This window comes from Pedobacter psychrodurus (genome assembly GCF_004331735.1).
Taxonomy (GTDB): Bacteria; Bacteroidota; Bacteroidia; order Sphingobacteriales; family Sphingobacteriaceae; genus Pedobacter; species Pedobacter psychrodurus.
This window is the reverse complement of record NZ_SJSO01000015.1, coordinates 33044-54286: the sequence shown is the minus strand read 5'-3', so window position 1 is coordinate 54286 and position 21243 is coordinate 33044. Positions and strand designations below refer to the sequence as shown.

16 protein-coding genes are annotated in these 21243 nt (G+C 36.8%); 6 read left to right on the top strand and 10 right to left on the bottom strand.

The genetic code is table 11. The features are described from left to right. Positions 1 to 55: 55 nt before the first annotated feature. The 3 genes from EZ456_RS16915 to trxA all read left to right on the top strand — a co-directional run bounded on the left by EZ456_RS16915 (position 56) and on the right by trxA (position 2566). Positions 56 to 1408, top strand: a complete 1353-nt coding sequence (locus tag EZ456_RS16915) for a dihydrolipoamide acetyltransferase family protein (protein WP_131532147.1) — start codon at positions 56 to 58, stop codon at positions 1406 to 1408. A gap of 73 nt (positions 1409 to 1481) precedes the next feature. After that, the gene (locus EZ456_RS16910; RefSeq protein WP_131532145.1) at positions 1482 to 2096 is read left to right on the top strand and encodes a hypothetical protein; all 615 of its coding nucleotides are present in this window, start codon (positions 1482 to 1484) and stop codon (positions 2094 to 2096) included. 173 nt (positions 2097 to 2269) lie between these two features. Then, the gene (gene trxA, locus EZ456_RS16905) at positions 2270 to 2566 is read left to right on the top strand and encodes a thioredoxin (RefSeq protein WP_131532143.1); all 297 of its coding nucleotides are present in this window, start codon (positions 2270 to 2272) and stop codon (positions 2564 to 2566) included. Here trxA and pdeM read toward each other — a convergent pair. From pdeM to EZ456_RS16885, 4 genes are all read right to left on the bottom strand, one after another. Continuing rightward, entirely contained in the window at positions 2563 to 3201 is a 639-nt protein-coding gene (pdeM, locus tag EZ456_RS16900) for a ligase-associated DNA damage response endonuclease PdeM (protein WP_131532141.1), read from the bottom strand. The genes trxA and pdeM overlap by 4 nt on opposite strands. A 73-nt stretch (positions 3202 to 3274) precedes the next feature. Further along, the gene (locus EZ456_RS16895; RefSeq protein ID WP_131532139.1) at positions 3275 to 5752 is read right to left on the bottom strand and encodes a ligase-associated DNA damage response DEXH box helicase; all 2478 of its coding nucleotides are present in this window, start codon (positions 5750 to 5752) and stop codon (positions 3275 to 3277) included. Positions 5753 to 5984: 232 nt separating this feature from the next. Then, positions 5985 to 7574 carry an ATP-dependent DNA ligase gene (locus EZ456_RS16890; RefSeq protein WP_131532137.1) on the bottom strand — a complete coding sequence of 530 codons (1590 nt, stop codon included), beginning with the start codon at positions 7572 to 7574 and terminating at the stop codon, positions 5985 to 5987. Positions 7575 to 7576: 2 nt separating this feature from the next. Then, positions 7577 to 8605, bottom strand: coding sequence for a ligase-associated DNA damage response exonuclease (locus tag EZ456_RS16885; RefSeq protein WP_131532135.1), 1029 nt, complete (start codon positions 8603 to 8605; stop codon positions 7577 to 7579). 155 nt (positions 8606 to 8760) lie between these two features. Here EZ456_RS16885 and EZ456_RS16880 point away from each other — a divergent pair, with 155 nt between their 5' ends. Then, entirely contained in the window at positions 8761 to 9372 is a 612-nt protein-coding gene (locus EZ456_RS16880) for a SatD family protein (protein WP_131532133.1), read from the top strand. Next, the gene (locus EZ456_RS16875; protein ID WP_131532131.1) at positions 9372 to 10082 is read left to right on the top strand and encodes a DUF3307 domain-containing protein; all 711 of its coding nucleotides are present in this window, start codon (positions 9372 to 9374) and stop codon (positions 10080 to 10082) included. Before EZ456_RS16880 ends, EZ456_RS16875 begins: the two co-directional genes overlap by 1 nt. 32 nt (positions 10083 to 10114) lie before the next feature. On the opposite strand, the gene EZ456_RS16870 is transcribed toward EZ456_RS16875, so the two are convergent. The 6 genes from EZ456_RS16870 to EZ456_RS16845 all read right to left on the bottom strand — a co-directional run bounded on the left by EZ456_RS16870 (position 10115) and on the right by EZ456_RS16845 (position 18433). Continuing rightward, positions 10115 to 12280 carry a S9 family peptidase gene (locus EZ456_RS16870; protein ID WP_131532129.1) on the bottom strand — a complete coding sequence of 722 codons (2166 nt, stop codon included), beginning with the start codon at positions 12278 to 12280 and terminating at the stop codon, positions 10115 to 10117. 98 nt (positions 12281 to 12378) lie between these two features. Then, entirely contained in the window at positions 12379 to 13026 is a 648-nt protein-coding gene (locus EZ456_RS16865) for a DUF4412 domain-containing protein (protein WP_131532127.1), read from the bottom strand. Positions 13027 to 13049: 23 nt separating this feature from the next. Further along, positions 13050 to 13826 (bottom strand): enoyl-CoA hydratase/isomerase family protein, encoded by a 777-nt coding sequence (locus tag EZ456_RS16860; protein ID WP_131532125.1) that lies wholly within the window; start codon positions 13824 to 13826, stop codon positions 13050 to 13052. A 1-nt stretch (position 13827) separates the two neighbouring features. Further along, positions 13828 to 15915 carry a ComEC/Rec2 family competence protein gene (locus EZ456_RS16855; RefSeq protein WP_131532123.1) on the bottom strand — a complete coding sequence of 696 codons (2088 nt, stop codon included), beginning with the start codon at positions 15913 to 15915 and terminating at the stop codon, positions 13828 to 13830. A 3-nt stretch (positions 15916 to 15918) separates the two neighbouring features. Continuing rightward, positions 15919 to 17943: a helix-hairpin-helix domain-containing protein gene (locus EZ456_RS16850; protein WP_131532121.1), complete on the bottom strand. Its 2025-nt coding sequence runs from the start codon at positions 17941 to 17943 to the stop codon at positions 15919 to 15921. Positions 17944 to 18097: 154 nt separating this feature from the next. Next, entirely contained in the window at positions 18098 to 18433 is a 336-nt protein-coding gene (locus tag EZ456_RS16845) for a MerR family transcriptional regulator (RefSeq protein ID WP_029274329.1), read from the bottom strand. A 116-nt stretch (positions 18434 to 18549) separates the two neighbouring features. On the opposite strand from EZ456_RS16845, the gene alaS reads away from it, so the two are divergent. Beyond that, positions 18550 to 21168, top strand: coding sequence for an alanine--tRNA ligase (gene alaS, locus EZ456_RS16840; RefSeq protein ID WP_131532119.1), 2619 nt, complete (start codon positions 18550 to 18552; stop codon positions 21166 to 21168). The last annotated feature ends 75 nt before the right edge of the window (positions 21169 to 21243 follow it).

The window sequence follows — 21243 nt, the reverse complement described above, 5'->3', positions numbered from 1 at the left end:
AAGAATAAAAACTGTATTTTTGTGGCGTTACCAATATAAAATACTGTAATTTAATATGGCTCAATACGAACTATTGTTACCAAAAATGGGTGAAAGTGTTGCGGAAGCAACGGTGATTAAATGGGTAAAACAACCAGGCGATTCTATTGATTTAGATGATACCATTCTGGAAATCGCTACTGATAAGGTAGATTCTGAAGTTCCTTCTCCGGTTGCCGGTAAATTGGTAAAACAGTTATTTGCGGCAGATGAAGTTGCCCAGGTTGGCGATGTAATTGCCATTATTGAAACTGAAGGTGGAGAGTCCCAAAAAACTGAAGCTCCGATTGTAGAAAAGCCAATAGCAGAAGAAAAAACTGAAACCATTCCTGGAATTGCACAACTACCATCAGAAAATACTGCCATAGCCACAGATTTTAGCTCATCTGAGCGCTTTTATTCCCCGCTGGTTAAAAGTATTGCTGCCCAGGAAAATATTTCATTGGCTGAGCTAGACGCAATTAAAGGCTCTGGTGCCGATGGGCGATTAAATAAAGATGATCTATTAAATTATATTGCCAATAAAACTGATGCAGCGCCAATTGCAACTAAAACAGTTATTATAACACCGCTTATTCCGCCAACAAGCCAACCGACTGAAAATAAAGCCACTTCATCGGCACCAGCTGTAAATAAAGCATCAACAACCAGTGTTAGTGGTGGAGATGAAATTATCGAAATGGATAGAATGCGTAAACTGATTGCCGACCATATGGTAATGAGTAAAACAACTTCACCGCATGTAACTTCGTTTGTTGAAGCCGATGTAACCAACATGGTTTTATGGCGCAATAAAGTAAAAAACAGTTTCGAAAAACGTGAAAATGAAAAAATAACGTTTACCCCAATATTCGTTGAAGCGGTTGCCAAAGCGATAAAAGATTTCCCGATGATCAATGTTTCAGTTAATGGCACGCAGATTATCAAAAAACGCGATATCAATATTGGCATGGCTGCCGCCTTGCCAAGTGGAAACCTAATTGTTCCTGTAATTAGAAATGCCGATCAATTAAATTTGGTTGGTTTAACAAAAGCAGTTAACGATTTAGCCACAAGAGCGAGAAATTCCAAATTAAAGCCTGATGAAACGCAAGGTGGAACTTTTACATTAACCAATGTAGGTAGTTTCGGAAATGTAATGGGTACGCCAATTATTAACCAACCTCAGGTGGCCATTTTAGCAGTTGGCGCCATTAAAAAGAAACCTGCAGTGCTGGAAACCGAACATGGTGATGTAATTGCGATCAGGCACATGATGTTTTTATCTTTATCGTACGACCACAGAGTTGTAGATGGCTCTTTAGGGGGAATGTTTGTACGCAGAGTTGCAGATTATTTAGAAAGCTGGGATCTGAACAGAGAAATTTAGTCAGTTTACAATTAACAGTTTTCAGTGGGCATAATGCCAGCAATTAAACAATTTATCAGTTTAAGAATTAAGAATGTTAGCTTCAAATTTAAAATCTATAGTTTCAGACAACGTATTGCATGCTAAATGGTTAAATACACTATCTTATATGGAGAATGCAGGTGCAAAGAAGATTTCAGCTTCCGAGCATAAAGAAAATGTAAACCTGATTATTCTTAAACACGCAGCAGAAGAACACCGTCATGCTTATTATTTAAAAAAGCAGATTTCGAAGATCGACGAAGCGCTTTGTAAAACTTATACAAATGCCGAATTGTTATCTCCAAACCATACAAAGTACTATTTGCATGCTTTAGATATCGCGGTTTGCCGTTATTTAAAAGCTGTATTTAATCTTTCTGGTTACGATTTAAAATTCGCTGCCTATTTATTTGTTACTTACGCTATCGAAGTTCGTGCAGATGAACTGTATCCAATTTATCAAGCCGTTTTAGATGAAGCAAAAAGCAAGGTAAACGTAAAATCGATTATTCTGGAAGAAGAAGGTCACCTGGAAGAAATGATGAATCAATTGGTCAGTTTTTCTGATGATTGGGAAAATCATGCTGCCGAAGTCATAAAAATCGAAAAAGCCTTATTTGAAGATTGGGTTACTGCCTTGGCTGCAGAGCTGCCGATAAGTGCTTAAACTCAGATATTCGTCATTGCGAGAAGGCTTTTTCAGCCGACGAAGCAATCTTATTAATAAAAGTTCTAACAACTGCTGTATGAAGATTGCTTCGTCGTTCCTCCTCGCAAATGACGAATTTTCATTTAAAAACCAATCCAGTTTACTTTTGTTTCTAAATAAAAACAAATATCATGGCTAAATTTTCAGAATTAATTAACGGCGATAAACCTGTTCTTGTAGATTTTTTTGCCGAGTGGTGTGGTCCCTGTAAAATGATGAAGCCAATTTTAGAACAATTAAAATCACAAGTTGGAGATTCGGTTTCAATTATCAAAGTAGATATCGATAAGAATCAACCAGCCGCTTCTTCGTTCAATGTTCAGAGCGTTCCCACCTTAATTCTTTTCAAAAACGGAAAACAGGTGTGGAGGCAAAGTGGTGTTTTACAGGCATCCCAACTGAAACAGATAATTGATACCCACGCTTAAACTTCTACCACACTTTTAGGTGTTACCGCAAAAATACGTTCACTTGCTTTGGGGTAAATGTTATAAAGCCCAGTAAATAAGCTAAAAGCTGGTAAAACGGCATATTCCTTCCCAAAATAAAAACATGGAAATTTTAAACGCTGCTTGGCTTTACCAACAATGGTAACTCCAGGATGGATATGTCCACTGATTGGGTATAGTTCTTCTTCGGTGCAATTTGGCGCGTCGTGGATAAAACAAAAAGGGCCTAAGCAATAACTGGGTTCATGTATTTCGATATTCATTGCAGCATAATTCGCATTCGAAAGCCTGTCGTGATTCCCTTTTACCAATAGAAAATTAAGCTCCTGGTATTGTTTTCTCCATGCAGAAAATTCATCAATATCGGTATTCAAACCATGATGAAACATGTCGCCATTGATCAATAATGTTTTAGGATTATACTGCTTAATTAATAAGCTTAAGCGTTGCAGATCTGTTTGAGCAATGGTAGCAGGTACTTGCAATCCCGCCTGACGGAAGTGTGCAGATTTACCCAAATGTAAATCGCTTATGGCCAAAAGCTGGTATTTGGGTAAAAATAAAGCCCTTTCTTTGTCTAAAATCAGTTCTTCACCTCGGCTCGTAATAGTCATTTATTTCGCTTTATTGTCATCCTGAACCTGTCGAAGGATCTTTTAAATTCCGACAGATCCAAGAAAGATTCATCTATTTAATTTTCTCTGATTCGGCCTTCATCCTGGCAATGCGCTGTTCCAATTCTTCCGAACTCATATTCTCGCGCAAGCTATCCACTTTAATAGGAAAAGAGAGCGGAGTAAAACTTTTAGGATTCGTTATAATAATTGCTCCATTTTGAATCCGCTCTAAAGCTGCTGCCAATCTTGGCTCTTCCAGTTGCTGGTAAAAAACCTCATCATATGCCTGGCGCAAAAGTAAATTATGTTTATCATAATCGCTAAAAACATTAAAAAACAAACCAGCAGATGACTGGAGGTGCTTATTGGCCACATATTTACCTGGGTAACCCTGAAAAACTAGTCCAGAAATGCAGGCAATATCTCTAAATTTCCGTCTTGCCATTTCAGTTGAATTGATGCTCAGCGTAATGTCTTCAGTTAAATTTACAGGCGAAAAAACCTCATAGGCAATCGATTCGTCCATAGGAATCTCCGTTTCACTCAAAAGTTCAAAACCATAATCGTTCATGGCAATAGAAAAACTGATTGGCAACAATTTACTTAAACGATAGGCTACCAGGGCGGCCAAAACCTCATGTACCAAACGCCCTTCAAATGGATAGGCAAAGAGATGAAAACCTTCTTTATTATTAATGAGTTCGATCAATAATTCGTCGTTTTTGGGTACATGAGAACGTTTTTCCTGAAGTAAAAACAAAGGATACACTGCATCTAATTCTTCATCCTGATGCGTTTTATCCAATGCTTCATTATATTTTTTTCGTAAAACTGATCCTAAATTGGACGATAAAGGTAATCGCCCACCGTTCCAACTAGGAGAGATTGCATTTTTCTGTTTACTAACCCTCACCACAACCGTCATGTCTTTTACCTGGATAAATTCTAAAACCCTTCCTGCTAAACGAAAATTATCGCCAGCTTTTAAACGGGTAACAAAATATTCTTCAACCATGCCAATGTAACCGCCAGAAATGAATTTAACTTTCAGCATCGCATCACTTACAATTGTTCCAATATGTAACCTGTGCCGCATGGCTAATTGCCTGCTCTTCACTTTCCAAAGCCCATCTTCATCTTTAATCACCTTTTTAAATTCAGTATAAGCACTTAAACTATCGCCTCCAGAGGTAATGAACTGCATTACCCAAGTCCATTCTTCGGGTAGGATAAGTTTAAAAGCATGGGTATTTTTAATTTCTTCGTAAATAATTTTATCATCAAATCCGTCGCCTATTGCCAGTGTAACCAAATACTGAACCAGGGTATCAAATACCATAATAAAAGGCTCACGGCTCTCTATATTGTTTGTTTTGGCAGCTTCTTTAATTGCTGCCGCTTCCACCAGTTCTAACGCATGGGTAGGTAAAAAATATATTTTAGAAGTTTCGTGAGGGGAGTGGCCAGAGCGCCCTGCCCTTTGTAAAAACCTGGCAACACCTTTTGGCGACCCTACCTGAACAACGGTGTCAACAGGTTTAAAATCTACGCCCAAATCTAACGATGAGGTGGCAATAACTGCTTTGAGTTGTCCGGTATGCAAGGCATCTTCAATCCAGTTACGGAGTTCGAAATCTATTGATCCATGGTGTATGGCAATCCGACCGGCCAGTTCGGGTTCGATATTCAACAAGTGCTGGTACCACATTTCCGATTGCCCACGGGTATTGATGAAGATTAAAGTAGTTTTACTTTTCTCGATGATCGGTAAAAGTTTATAGGCAAGTTTTAAGCCCAAATGGCCCGCCCAGGGCAATGTTTCGATATCATCAGGCAAAATTGATTTGATTATGATTTTCTTCTCTAGATCAGCCTTAACGATGATCCGTTTTGCTTCCAAATTTGGCTCTAATACATCTAAAGCCTCGTCAATATTTCCAATAGTAGCCGAAATTCCCCAAATTCTTAAAAACTGGTTTTTCTCTAACTTTTGCAACCCTTTAATCCGCGATACAGCCAGTTCCACCAAAACGCCACGTTTACTACCTAAAAGTTCATGCCATTCATCAGCAACAATACACTTAAGATTTCTGAATAAGGTTGAAGAGCCTTTTTGCGCCAGTAACAGGTGCAGGCTTTCTGGGGTAATCAATAAAATTTCGGGCATCGATTTTTTCTGCTGCAATTTCTCTGCCTGAGAAGTATCGCCATTACGTACACCAACGTGCCAATCCAATTCCAGCTCCAATAAAGTTTCGCGCATGGCTCTTGCAATATCCTTGGCTAAGGATCGGAGCGGAGTAATCCAGATTAACTGTAACCGGTCTTTCGCTTTTTTATTGTTGGTCTCGGTAGCATTTAAAGCCTCAATTACTACGGCTAGAAATAAAGAAAATGTTTTTCCGAAGCCTGTAGGTGCATTTACCAAACCGCTGTAACCATTCAAATAATACTGCCAGGCATCTTCCTGAAATTGAAAAGGCTTGCGTTTATTGGTCTTTAACCATGCTTTTATCCTTTTATAACCTCTGGTCTTGGTTTGGTCCATGCTTAAATATCCTTACTTTTTAATTTTTATAATTGTTTTTTGAAAAGCGAGAACAGTAATGCTTCGGTTAAAGCAGTCCCGCCATTCGCTTTACCTTTTTTGTAATCATTCTTGTAACAAGGATCCAACGCTAACAAAAAAGGGTATCGCTGCTGTCGGGTTTAAAATAGTAAGGCAAACCTAAGCAGGCTAAACCTCGCAGGTTTTGAAAACCTGCGAGGTTTGGGATAGCTTATAAAGTCGACTGCAACAATTGCCTCAAATCTTCTAAAGTATTAATTTCATCAGCTTTTTTATCTTTTCTCCAGCGCAATATACGTGGAAAACGCAAAGCTAAACCTGCTTTATGCCGTTTACTTTCAGCAATTCCTTCAAATGCAATTTCGAAAACCAGTTCGGGTTTTACCGTACGTACTGGCCCAAATTTCTCAATTGCATTTCGGGTTACAAAGCTATTTACTTCTTTAATTTCTTTATCTGTTAAACCCGAATAGGCTTTTGCAATTGTTACTAAGTTTTCTCCATCACGAACAGCAAAGGTGTAATCGGTAAAGAAATTAGCCCTTCTACCGCTTCCTTTTTGCGCATAGATCATTACCGCATCAACGGTATATGGATTAATTTTCCATTTCCACCAGTCGCCCCGTTTTCTTCCACTGTGATAATGAGAGCTTAACTTTTTAAGCATAATTCCTTCGCTGTTAATTGAACGCGAGGTTTGCCTCAACTCGGCTAATTCTTCCCACGAGCTGCAATTAATTACCGGAGATATCATCACCGGACTTTCAGCTAAACCACCAATCAACGCCTCGAGTATTTTTCGTCTTATACTTAAAGGTTCTTCCCTGAAATCTTTTGCCTCATATTCTAAAATATCATAAACAAAAAATCCAATAGGTGCATCTTCCAATTGTTTTTTATTAATTGTTTTGCGGTTTAAACGTTGTTGCAACGTACTAAATGATAAAACCTGCTTATTCTGTACTGCCAAGATCTCGCCATCTAAAACCACACCATCAGGTAAAACATCGATCATAAAGTGCAGTTCGGGGAACTGTTCTGTAACCAGTTCTTCGCCACGGCTCCAGATAAAGAGTTCTCCATTCCGTTTTACAATCTGCCCGCGAATGCCGTCCCATTTCCATTCGGCCTGCCATTCAGAAATATTACCTAATTTCTCTGGTTCTTGCTCTAAGGCATAGGCAAGACAAAAGGGGTAAGGCCAGGAGTTATCGGTATTCACATGTATACCATTTATCAGTTCGTGAAAGGTAATTTCATAAGGATTCCATTTCCCCATAATGCTATGCATAATCTGGGCACTATCTAAACTGCTCTGTTTAGCCAGCGCATTCACCAGCATTTTATTGGAAACACCAATCCTAAAATTTCCAGAGATCAATTTGTTAAAAATAAAACGTTCCTGTGTTTCAAGTTTATTCCATGCGCTCAGAATAAATTCTTTTTTGGTTTCGTCATCTTTACCTTCCAGATCATGCAAATCTTCAACCCATTTATGCAATTGAAAATCTGAGGTGTTTTCGGCAGGCGGCAATAACAGGGCGATGGTTTCGCTTAAATCGCCAACATTGGCATAACTTTCGGCAAATAACCATTCTGGTGTTTCGGTAATGTTTATAGCCCAGTATTTAAGCAGGGCTGATTTAATTGGCCTTTTAGGTTTTTTACCTGTAAACAATGCGATAACCCACACCTTATCTTTATCATCAGCATGGTTAAAATAATTAACCAAGGCCGCAATTTTATCGTTGGTTTTATTGCTCAGTTCGAGCTGTTGGATTAATTGAGCAAAACGTTTCATCGTTATTTATTTTCGTTTTGATCAACTAAATCTACCTTGTTTTCTTCATCATCTTCTTGCCCAAATTTGGTTAGCACTTCAGCAGCTTCTATGCCTTCATCATTTAAAAACCGACTAAAAGCTGCCGTAAAACCATGGGTAACATAAACTTTTTCTGCACCGGTTGCGGTAATGGCCTCCATTAAACCGGGCCAATCGGCATGGTCACTAAGTGCAAAGCCAGCATCGGCACTTTGCCACCGTCGGTGTGCCCGCACCTGCATCCAACCAGAACAAATACCTGTTACAGGGTGAGCTAAATTTTTGATCCAGCGACTATCCCTCATGGCAGGCGGCACAATTACAATACCTTTCTGTAGTTCATCTTTAGTGGTTTCAGGAGTAATTCTAATGGTTTTGGGAAGCTTTACACCTGCGTCAATAATCACTTCATTCAGGTTAGCAATACTGTTATGTACATAAATAGGAATATCACCAGCCAAATTTTTAATTAAACGTTGTGCTTTGCCCAAGCTATAGGCAATTAATACACTTGTTTTTTGCTGCATAATATTATCGCTTACCCAACTCTTGATGCCATTAAAAACAACTTCCTGCTTTTGCCATTTGTAAACTGGCAAGCCAAAAGTACTTTCAGAAACAAAAGAATGACACTTTACAGGCTCAAAGGGTGCAGTAATGCCATCGTCTTCAATTTTATAATCACCAGAGATAACACAAATTTCACCTTTATAAGCTAAACGTACCTGGGCAGATCCGATAATATGTCCGGCAGGAAAAAATGAAATATTCACTCCATTACGGATGATGCTTTCTCCATATTCTAATGTTTCTACGTTCAAATCTTCGCTGATCCTGCGTTTTATGATAGGTTTGGTTAAGGTATGGCAGAGATAGTATTTATTTCCAAAACGCACATGATCGCTATGCCCATGTGTTGTAACTGCATAATCTACAGGCCACCAAGGGTCTATATAAAAATCGCCCTGCTTACAGTAAATTCCTCTTTTGGTAAATTCTATTAGTGCCATAGCTACTAAACAATAAATTTATTGATTAGTTTTAGATCAATATCGGCTAAATACCCGATAATTTAAAATATCGGCTAAATACCCGATAAATAGAAATATCGGCTAATTACCCGATATTAGTTTTGAAATATGAATAATAAGTTCGATATTGTAGTATGATTTGCATTATAACAGGTGATATTGTAGGCTCAAGGAAGATTAAAGATAGCTGGTTATTAAGCTTAAAAACCGCTTTAAAAATAGTTTCCGATCAGAATAGTAAGTGGGAGATTTATCGTGGGGATAGTTTTCAGGTAGAAGTTGAGCCAGAAAAAGCCATCAGGGCTGCTGCTTATTTAAAAGCATGTATCAGGGTAAATAAACCTGCAGATGTAAGGATGGGCATTGGAATTGGAGATATCAAGAACAAACGGAAAAAACTTTCAGAATCCAGTGGAGATGCTTTTGTAAATTCAGGAGCAGCTTTTGACAGTTTAAAGCAGGCTAAGGTTAATTTAGCCATTAAAACTGATTCCGCTGATTTTGATGAGGAAATTAATGTCTTAATAAAGCTTTCGCTAATATCAATGGATAGCTGGGGAGTTGTAGCTGCCGAAATGGTAAAGCTTGCCTTAGAGAACAATAACCTGTTGCAAAGCGAACTGGCTGCTATTTCAGGCCGAACGCAATCATCTGTAAGCGAAGCATTGAAGCGTGCACATTATACCGAAATTATGGAAATGGACAGGCTTTACCGTAAAAAATTGAACCAACTGATTTTAAAATAATGGATATTTATTTAATCAAGCTTATTCTTGTCCATTTAATTGGAGATTTCTTTTTACAACCAAACGCTTGGGTAAAAGATAAAGAAAGGAAGAAATTAAGATCAATAAAGCTCTATTTTCATGTGGCCATCCATATAGCTTTAATATTCCTTATTTTCTTGAATTTTGGCGTTTGGAAGGCAGCACTATCAATAGGAGTGCTTCATTTTGTTATTGATGCTTTAAAATCGATTTTTCAGACCAAAAAAAATACACGGATACTATTTTTTGTTGATCAGGTTTTACATTTCACTTCGATAGTAGTAGTATGGCACTTTTTTTACAAAGGAAGTTTAAATATCAGTTTTTTTAATGAAACCAAAACCTGGATTTTAATAGCAGGGGCTTTATTTCTAACCATGCCTACATCAATTGTGATGCGGGTAATTATTGCCAAATGGCTTCCTGATAACCAACCAGACAGCCCACAGTCGCTACAAAATGCAGGCAAGTATATCGGGATACTGGAAAGAGTACTAATTTTCTTGTTTATCTTAACCAATCATTTCGAAGCGGTTGGCTTTTTACTTGCAGCCAAATCCATATTTCGGTTCGGCGATTTAAAAGAAGCACACGATCTTAAATTAACTGAATATGTCCTGATCGGAACTTTGTTAAGCTTTGGAATAGCCATTGTAACCGCTATGCTTATTCAAATGCTTATTGCATAAAAAAGCAGCCCGAAAGCTGCTTTTAAATTTTTCTATCTTGCTCCGGGAGGGCAGTTTTCTTTTAAAAACTTAGTATAAGTTAAAGATAAATGTTTGCCAGTTCCTTCGCCCTCAGAGATACTGTGGGTACGATTTGGATAACTCATCAATTGAAAAACCTTCCCGTTTTTGATTAACTCATTAATCAGCATTTCGGCATTTTGATAATGCACATTATCGTCGCCAGTACCGTGAATATACAATAAATTACCTTTTAAGTTTTTGGCGTAAGTAATTGGAGAGCCTTTAATATAAGCCTCTTTACTTGGAAAAGGAGTGCCCATATAACGTTCCTGATAAATATTATCGTAGGTTAATTGATTACCAACCGCTGCAATTGCGATACCCGTTTTATAAATTTCAGGATATTGGAACATCAGGTTTAAGGTAGAAGAACCGCCTCCGCTCCAGCCCCAAACAGCCACACGGTCTTTATCCATATAAGCATAGGTAGCCAGTAGTTTTTTAGCGGCCATAGCTTGATCGCGGATATTGATCACACCAATATTTTTATAAATGCTTTTGCGCCATGCGCTCCCTTTTGGTACAGGTGCACCTCTATTATCCATTGAAATATAGATATAACCATCTTTAGCCATATCGGTATATAAGAAATTTCTTCCAGCACCATATGTATCTGATGCAGTAGCCGAAGCAGGCTCACCATAAACATAAAATACTACCGGGTATTTCTTATCTGGATTAAAGTTATCAGGCTTTTTCATCCAGCCATCCATTTCAATTCCATCTTCAGTAGTTACTTTAAAAAACTCAACTTTGTTTTTAGTTAACGCCTGCTTAGCTAATTGTGTAGTAATACTTCCGTCCATTGTAAATGGATTCCCTGTAGTAAAGTTCATCCACTCTGTAATTGCCATAACAAGCGAACTGTTATACGAATGGCGTGCAAAAGCAGCATTCGGAGAAATATCGTAATTATGTGTTCCTGGTAAAACAGAAGGCGTAACCTGTTCTAATTTACCTTTGCCATCTAACTTGGTTTTAAAAAGATATTTTTGAGTAGCATTGGTTGGTGATGCCAGAAAATAAACCATGTTATTTTTTACATCGATCAATTTTACATCAATCACATCATAGCTGCCTTTTGTAACCAATGTTTCTTTTTTTCCATCCAAACTGATTCTATACAGGTGATTCCAGCCATCTTTATCAGATACGATTGTAAACTCTTTATTATCATTTAACCATTTCCACTCATCCTGTGCATCAATCCAGGCCTTAGCTTTTTCGGTATAAACTGCTTTTGCCGATCCAGTACCTGCATTACAGATAAATACTTTACTTTCATTTTGCTCACGGTTAAGTTGTTGTAAAATAATATCATTACTGTTAGGTACCCACTGCATCCTTGGGATATAATGTTGGATATTATCGCCAGGAACAGCTAACCAGTTTGTTTTAGCTGTTGCAATATCAACCACGCCAACTTTACAGGCAGATGGATTTTCGCCAACCTTTGGATATTCTACAGGAATGGTATATGGATAAATAGAATCGGTATTGTTGATCATCAAAAAGTTTTTGATCTTCGTAGCATCAATTTGCCAATAAGCAATAGATTTACCATCCGGACTCCATCTAAAACCATCACGGCAATCAAATTCTTCCTCATAAACCCAATCGAAAGTACCGTTAATCATTCGTTCTGTACCATCAGTGGTTAAGGCCTTTGCCGCAGTTCCATCAATATTTTCTACATATAAATTGTGTTTGCTTACATAAGCAACCTTGTTGCCATCGGGCGATAATTTAGCGAACATTAAAGATGAAGCTGGTCTATCTCTTCCAATTTGAGTAATCTTATTGGAAGCTAAATCTGCTAACCAATAATCTCCACGTGTTTCGTAACGCCAAACTTTTTTACTGTTTGTATAAATCAATGCCTTAGTACCATCGTCGGATAACTGAAAACTTTTAACTGCAATTGCATCATCTTTGCCTGCAGGTGTTAATAATCCCCTTGATATAACGGTTTTACGATCGTTTTTAGGAAGTGTTATGGAAACGATTTCTCCACCAACAATCTGATAATAGGAGTTACCGTCTTTTGCCCAATTGATACTTTGAGCTTTTGCATCAATTAGCGCACATAATGCTATGCAAGCAATTGATAATCTTAATAATAATCTTTTAATCATATATAGTTTTTGGACATAAAAAAAGCTTTTCAACTTTCGGGCTAATTTAAATAAAAAGCCTGCAGTTAAAAAGCTGTAAATTATCTGGAATTGGTTAATTATTCACCACCACCTTGCATTGCTTTCAATTCATCCATCGTTACTATTTCGTAACCCGTAGGAATTTCAGTGTTAATGGCACCTACTTTGGCTTCAGATAGAGATTTTAGAACTAGATCTGAATTTACGCCATTAATTACTGCAGAATATTTCACAGGAAGCGCACCCAAACCTTTAAAGAAACCACCATTAGTGATTGCAGCAATATCAACATCTTTTGTTGCCCATAATTCATGCGCTCCACCTTTGTCATCTTTATAGGTATATTTTTCAGCACTAAATCCAGCAATTGTCTGTTTTTCTCCGGTTGCTTTATAGTCAGAATATTTTGGCAATAAAGCTTCTTGTGCTTCTGTTTCTGCTTTACTCACCTTTACCGCAAACTGTTTTTGAGCTACTGGAACATCAATTAATAATAATCCGGTTTTATCTGCCGTGTTCGAAATGATGTTAACCATGGCAGGGCCATTTTCAATTTCTATTTTGGTTAAGCTACCATTAAATTTAGTTTTAATGTCGGTTGTTGTACCATTAGCAGTTACTGCAAATACCAAAGTACCTTCAGCAATTTTCTTTTGTGCATGGGCAATTATAGCAGTACTTACTAAGATTAAAGCTACAACACTAGTTTTGATTGATTTGAACATGTTTTTATTTCAGTTTTAGTTATTTACCAATTAATTTTTTCTTTTTTCAAAAACGAAGAAATCCCTTTTTTAAAATCTTCACTTTCTCTTACTCGGGCATTGATCTGAACTGCAATCTCCAAACTCTTTTCTAAGTGTGGATTAACAGTTTGAGTAATCAACTGTTTAGTAATCATTAATGAATTACCCGAACTCTCCGTACACAAACTTAATGCAAATTCTCTTACTTTTTGATGAATATCGGATGAATTTGTTACAAAATTTATCAAATTATATTTCAATGCCTGCTCAGCAGAAAAGATTTTTCCAGTTAGTAAAATTTCCTTGGCGATGGATTCGCTGACCTTTTGTTTTAAAAAACAAGAAACAATAGCAGGTACAAAACCAATTTTTACTTCGGTATAACCAAAATTACTTTCAGGGGTAGCAAAAACAATATCACATATCGTTGCCAAACCACAGCCACCAGCAATGGCATGACCTTCTACCTGTGCAATAACCACTTTTGGCAAATAATAAACGGTTGTAAAGAGTTTTTTTAAATGATTAGAATCAGCCACATTTTCTTCAAATGTATTGTACTGTAATTGCTGAAGATATGCTAAGTCGGCACCAGCACTAAAAGTATTGCCATTTGCATTCAATATTACCACTTTTACCAGGTCATCTTCTGATGCTTTTATAAATGCATAAGTTAATTCAGCGATAAGTTGAGGGTTTAGCGCATTTCTTTTTTCGGGCCTATTGATAGTTATTGTTGCTATTCTTTCAGCAACCTGATATAAAACCAGATTTTCCATATTATTGGGTTAGTTGCACCAAATATGCTTTATTTTTCTTTAAAATATGTACATCAATATTATTATTCTCCATATGCTTCTTTAAGATCTGAATTTTATAATCCTTATTAGAAGCATCGATTATTGCATTTTTATATTTTATATCAACGCCTATTTCGGCTAAATTAAATTTAGTATTTCCACTAAACCAGATACTAAAAAAAGTGGCATTTCCATTTATTTTTTTATAATTCAGATTTTCATCAATCAACAGTATCTTATAATAAAAAAAGGCAATTTGGTTGTTCTTTAATACGAACTGCCCTAAAACGGTATCTTTCTTAAAATTGATAAAATATATCTTGTCTACCTGTAATTGGGTTAATGCCGGCTCAATAGAAAAGTTATAGTTTTTATCTTCAACACTTAAATCCGAAACCAAAACAGCTTCCTTTCCATGAATGAAAGCAGCCGCATAGTTTTTTCTTAGGGAAAAGAAAATGATTTTCCTTTGGTGGAAGGTTCTTAGATCATCATGCACAACTAAAAGTTGATAACAAACAAATAGAAATAAAGAAGAGAACAGAAGTGGTTTATTAAATTTTGCCAATGCATAAATAAACAATCCCAGCGACAGACTCAATAACACAAATTCGGGCAAATTAATCCATACTGATGAAAAGCTAGCATACGGCAAACTGGCAATCCATTTTAATACAGCATTTGTGAAATTTATTATCCATTCGAAAACAGGTGCTAAAAACCCGAATGATGGAACTAGCACCGCAATCCCTAAATACATCATGAGTATTAATGGGATAGTGATGAAAAGATTCGCAAAAAGGAAGTAAAGTGGGAATTGATGAAAATAATAAATACTTAGAGGAAAGGTGACTACTTGTGCAGCTAAAGACATAGCTGTGAAACGCCATAACTTATCTATCCAATTATTTTCAGTGTAAAGGAGATTGTAAATTTTGGGCTGAAGATAAATTAGTCCAAATACAGCCAGGTAGGAGAGTTGAAAACCAACATCCCAAATTAAAAATGGATTGTAAATTAGCTGACAAAATGCTGAAAAGGCCAGAACATTATAACTGTTGGTTTTCTTCGATAAAACTTTAGCTGTTATTAAAATGGTGATCATTATTGCCGAACGAACGACAGAAGGGGATAATCCTGTTAACAAAGCATATCCCCAAATTAAAGTACAGATTAACAACAGTTTCACAATCCTTAGCGCCCGATTCTTGTTCAAAAAGAAGAACAGAAAATCTAAAACAACATAAATAATGACCACATGTGCTCCTGATACAGATAAAGCATGAATGGTTCCGGTTTTGGAATACGCCGATAAAGTTTCTTTACTTAAATCAGCGCGGTAACCTAAAATAAGGGTAGAGGCCACAGCAAAAGCCTCGTCATTTTTAATCAAGCTTCGGTATTTTGCTACTTGTTGTTCTCTTAAGTTTAACGCCATCTTTATAACGGGATTACCAACGTTATTTTTGTTTTTAACGATATGATCCTGATCTATAAAAGCCTGATGATAAATATTCTGACTACCCAGCCAGGCTTTAAAATCAAATTCCGCAGGATTATATGGAGGCTCTACTTCGGTATATCTAACCGAGATTATAATTTCGTCACCATACTTTAGTTTGATTGGTTTTATGCTATCTAATTTTACGGCAAGAAGCATCTGCCCCGATAAACTGATCTGCTTATCTTTTTGATATCCAGACACTACCTGTACTTTAAAACGCATTACGTTGCTACTTTGCTGAGGTTCATTATTCACCCAAACTTTTAAATAGTTACACCCCGTTTTTGCAAAGTAATTTTGGTTTAAACTTTCGTTATGGAGCAAGCAAAGCAAACCACCAAGGCTGAAAAAAAGTATAAAAATTAAAATACCAACAGCTCCTTTGTAACGATATACATTTAATCTTTTATAAGTAATATTTAGGAATAAAATGCTCAGTAAAATAACGAATAGCACTACAGTCAACAATTGAATATATCCTCTTGTTGGAAAGAAATAAAGAACACAGATGCCTAAAAGAAAAGGAAACAGGATCCTGACGAAAACATATTCGGCCTTAAACATTGTTTAAAATTGATAGCGTACCTGAACTTTAACTTCCGATTTTTTATTGCCCTTAATTTCATCCAGGTAAGTACCTACTGTTTCTACATCCTTGTAAATAAACAACCCATATCGAACCCAAACATTTAATTTTTTGACTACATTGTATTTCAGATTGAAATAAGTCCTAAAACCTCTTCCATTATACATTCCAAAAGCAAAACTGTATAAAACATCATCTTCATAAGCATAAATCCTACTGTTATAACTCGGGGTATTGAAATAGGCAAATCTTACATTTCCAGTTAGCTTTGCGAACATTGGCGAATAGTCTACATCCTGATAAACGAGATAACCAAATTCCCTATTAGCACCGCCTTTTTTATATTGAGAAATCTCTAGGCGGTTTTGGAAACGCCAATTTTTATTCAGTTGCCAGCTTGCCTCTGCCCGATAACCCTCTCTCTTTACATTATCTAAAAACTTTATAGGCACATTCAAATCGGTGTTTTGTTGTTTATGTTCAGTTTTAAATCGAACTAAAACTTTAAAGGTTTTGCTTGGTGTATAAACGGCCTGAGCTAAAACCTCGTAACCTTTTGATGGCTCATCAACACGGTATTTTAACCACGGGAACCGAAAATAATCGCCATAGAAAGAAAAGGCCCAGTGTTTATTTGGGTTAACATTTAAACCAGCATACAATCCTTTTTCATTTACGGCTTCGCTCGATTCGGATACTGCTTGATTAAAGAAACTATGATAATCTTTAGCATAATCACGATAGGTTAAAGCTGCAGAAACTGTTGGCGACAAACTAATGAGGACACCGTTAATATAGGCAATGCCACCACCTAAACCTTTGGCAACCTCGCCATAGACGTACATATTTTTATATGTATAATTATAAAATAAACCCAAATTGGTTAACGCTGTGCCTGTGAAACTATATCGATCGTAAGCTGCAGTTTGTGTAATAAAACGGTTCTTATAATTAGTATGATAAGCAATTGCACCAACAGCAAATTCGTTTTTAGTATATTGAACTGTAGCACCAAACACGCTTTGCGCTAAAACACCTCGATTCTTAATCTCAGTAGGCGTTCTATGCAATCCGGTTTGATTAATGGTGGACTGAATTAAATTTCCTTCTGAATCTAACTTTTGGCTAGCATCTAGATTGCGGAACGAAACAAAAGGAGTGATGTCTATATTTTTAAACAAATTAATTGTTGCAGCGCCTCCTCTAAAAAAAGAATATTCGTTAGTGGAATTATAAGGCCTTAAACCTAAATCTTTTTTAGCTACGCTGGTTACATCAGGGCCTTTGCCAAAAGAAAAACCCGACCATAATGTTAAGCCCTGCCCAAACTGTAGTGTATAATCACCAGCTACCAACTTTTTTAGCTTACCCAATTTGAATAGCGCGATATTGCCTGAATAAAAATCGAAAGGCTTGCCTATAAATTTTTCACCAGCATCTTTATCTAAAGTTATGGCTGCAGATAGAATTGAGCTATATTGATATCGGTAACGCATCTGAAATCTTTCCGGCGAACCTAAATACCGGCTCCCAGGCAAATCGGTATAACCTTTTTGTTTTTCTAAAGTTTGCGCAAAACGCATCATCAAATCATTTTCACCAGCATAAATGATGTTTTTAAAACTCAGCTGTTGATATTCAGCGATATTGGTCAACGTTACAAATGGGAGGAGGCTTTGGATAGTTTTAATATCAAAACCATCAATGCTTTGTAATTCCAGTACATCCGCAAGCTGACCATTTTCCTTTATATGTGTAAAGAAATTACCAATCTGTAGAGGGGATAGGAAAACCAAAGTCTTTAATTCTTCAACCGAAGTACGATTCAGATTAATTGGATGTTTACGGTATTTCTCTAATACATCAACCAACTCGGTCATATCGTAATCATCAGGGAGGTTTTCAGCCATGCTCTCCAAAATATCGCGGATATCTGCCTCTTGTGTATTTTGGGCAAGTAAAGAATAGGGGAAAAAGACAAGCAACAATGCATACCATATTTTCATAAGCAGGGGGTTAAACCGTTAATAAAAAATAGGGTGATTGTTGTTTTTGTGATACTAATATAGAAAAATAATTAAAAACCTACAAAAAATGCACTTTTTTAATTACAAACTAGTAATGAGATGAAAATAGACAGTTATAAAGGAAATAAAATACTTAGAGTTCTTCTGCCAGATTTACCAAAAAACCTTTTAGCTTTTCTAATGAATCTATAATCTTTTGATTTTCTCTAACACCTGTTTTATTATTCTTCAAATAGTCTTTAGCACCTTTTAATGTAAATCCTTTTTCATCAACAAGATTGAAGATAATCTTTAGGTTTTCGATGTCTTCGGGTGTGAAAAGACGGTTGCCTTTTTTATTTTTCTTGGGCTGCAGGATATCGAATTCTTTCTCGTAAAATCGGATCTGTGATGCGTTAACATTAAACATTTCAGTCACTTCGCCCATGGTATAATACATTTTATTAATGTCTCTTTCTTTATACGGCATATTTTGTGCTTGATTATGAGTGTCTTATATCGATTAATTAAAGTATTCAAATGTAGCTCGATTTTTCCTTAATAACGCAATAAAATTTTAATTTTGTTCCCTCCAATAATATTGAAATGACAGCAAAAGAGATTAGACAGGCATTCCTTAGTTTTTTTGAATCGAAACAACATCATGTTGTTCCTTCCGCACCGATTGTGGTTAAAAACGACCCCACTTTAATGTTTACCAATGCGGGTATGAACCAATTTAAAGATTTGTTTTTAGGAGAAGCGGCCATAAAATATTCTCGTGTTGCTGATACACAACGTTGTTTACGTGTTTCGGGCAAACATAACGACCTGGAAGAAGTAGGTATTGATACCTACCACCATACCATGTTTGAAATGTTGGGTAATTGGAGTTTTGGCGATTATTTCAAAAAAGAAGCTATTGCCTGGAGTTGGGAATTATTGACTGAAGTTTACAAAATCCCAAAAGAAAAATTATACGTTACCTATTTCGAAGGTGATGAGAAAGAAGGCTTAGAAAAAGATCAGGAAGCTTATGATCTTTGGAAACAATATGTAGATGAAAGCCATATTTTACCTGGAAATAAAAAAGATAATTTCTGGGAAATGGGCGATACAGGGCCATGCGGACCATGTTCTGAAATCCATGTAGATTGCCGTACAGATGAAGAAAAAGCTTTAGTTGATGGCGCTACCTTGGTAAATGCCGACCATCCTCAGGTGATCGAGATCTGGAACAATGTATTTATGCAGTTTAACCGTTTAAAAGACGGTTCATTGCAAAGTTTACCAGCTAAACACGTTGATACCGGAATGGGCTTTGAGCGTTTGGTACGTGTTTTACAGGAAAAAACCTCTAACTACGATACCGATGTTTTCCAACCAATGATTCAGTTTATTGCGGAGAAATCCGGCATTCAATATGGTGCTGATGAAAAAACAGACATTGCTATGCGGGTAATGGCTGATCATATTCGCGCCATTTCGTTTGTAATTGCCGATGGTCAATTGCCATCAAACAACAAAGCAGGCTACGTGATCCGCAGGATTTTACGCCGGGCTGTACGTTATGCTTATACTTTTCTAAACTTCAAAGAGCCATTTTTAAACCAATTGGTTCCTTTATTGGCTGAGCAATTTAAAGGTGTATTTGATGAACTGATTTCGCAACAGGATTTCGTTCAGAAAGTGGTGCTGGAAGAAGAAGTTTCTTTCCTGAGGACTTTATCAACAGGAATCCAACGTTTCGAAAAATATCAGGCTTCAAATAATGTTGTAGAAGGTGGTTTCGCCTTCGAATTATCTGATACATTTGGTTTCCCGATCGATTTAACGGAATTAATGGCCCGAGAAAAAGGTTGGAGCGTTGACCTGGTTGGATACGAGCAGTCTTTGAAAAAACAAAAAGACGATAGTCGTGCCGCAACAGCAATTGACACAAGCGATTGGATTGTAGTAAATACAGAAGAGCAGAGCGAATTTGTAGGTTACGATGATCTTGAAATCGAAACAGAAATTTTAAAATACCGTAAAGTAAAAGCGAAAGGTAAAGAACAGTACCAGATTGTTTTACGTCAAACACCTTTTTATGCCGAAAGTGGTGGTCAGGTAGGAGATACCGGTCGTTTAGAAGACCACAGCCGCCAGTTTTGGGTAGACATTACCGATACTAAAAAAGAAAATGGCTTAACCGTTCATTTTACCGATATCTTACCAGATAATTTAGAAGGTAAATTTTGGGGCGTTGTAGATGAAGATAAACGTGTTTTAACTGAAGATAACCACTCTGCCACACACTTACTGCATGCGGCATTAAAACAAGTTTTAGGCAAACATGTTAACCAGAAAGGCTCGTTGGTGAATGCAGACTACTTACGTTTCGATTTTTCTCACTTTGCTAAAGTAACCGATGAAGAATTAGCGCAGATTGAGGTAATTGTGAACCAGAAAATCCGCCAGAACATTAAGTTAAAGGAACAACGTAACGTTCCTTATCAAGATGCCATTGAAAGTGGGGTAACAGCTTTATTTGGCGAAAAATATGGCGATTTTGTCCGGATGATAACTTTTGATGATCATTTCTCTAAAGAACTTTGTGGGGGTACACACGTAAAAGCTACTGGGCAGATCGGTTCTTTCAAAATCGTTTCTGAAAGTGCTGTTGCCGCTGGTGTTCGCCGTATCGAGGCCATTACTGCTGATAAAGCTGAGCAATATTTCTTAGACCAAAGAAAAGAGCTTGGTCATTTAAAAGCATTACTAAACGGAAGTAAAGACCTATCGTCGTCTGTTCAGGCCTTATTGGATGAAAATGCAAAACTGAAAAAGGAAATCGAGAAGTCGACAATAGAACGTGTGAACACCTTAAAACATGAAATTGTTCACCATGTAAGAGGAATCAACGGCATTAACCTAATTGCTAAACACATCGATCTGCAAAGTGCCGATGCGGTTAAAAACCTAGCATTCTCTTTGAAAGATATGGTTGATAACCTGTTTCTAGTTTTTACTACAGAAATTGATGGTAAACCAGGAATAACCGTAATGCTTTCTGATCACCTGGTGAAAAAGGGATTGAATGCTTCTAACATTGTTCGCGAGCTGGGTAAAGAAATCCAAGGCGGTGGTGGTGGACAACCTTTTTATGCTACGGCAGGTGGTAAAAACCCATCAGGCTTAAAAGTGGTTCTTGAAAAAGCGGAAAGTTTTATTCCTCATCACTAATTAAAATAATAAAATAGAACCTGAATAAATCCGATATCTATCGGATAAAGATGACGCTATGTAAAACAAAAAAGA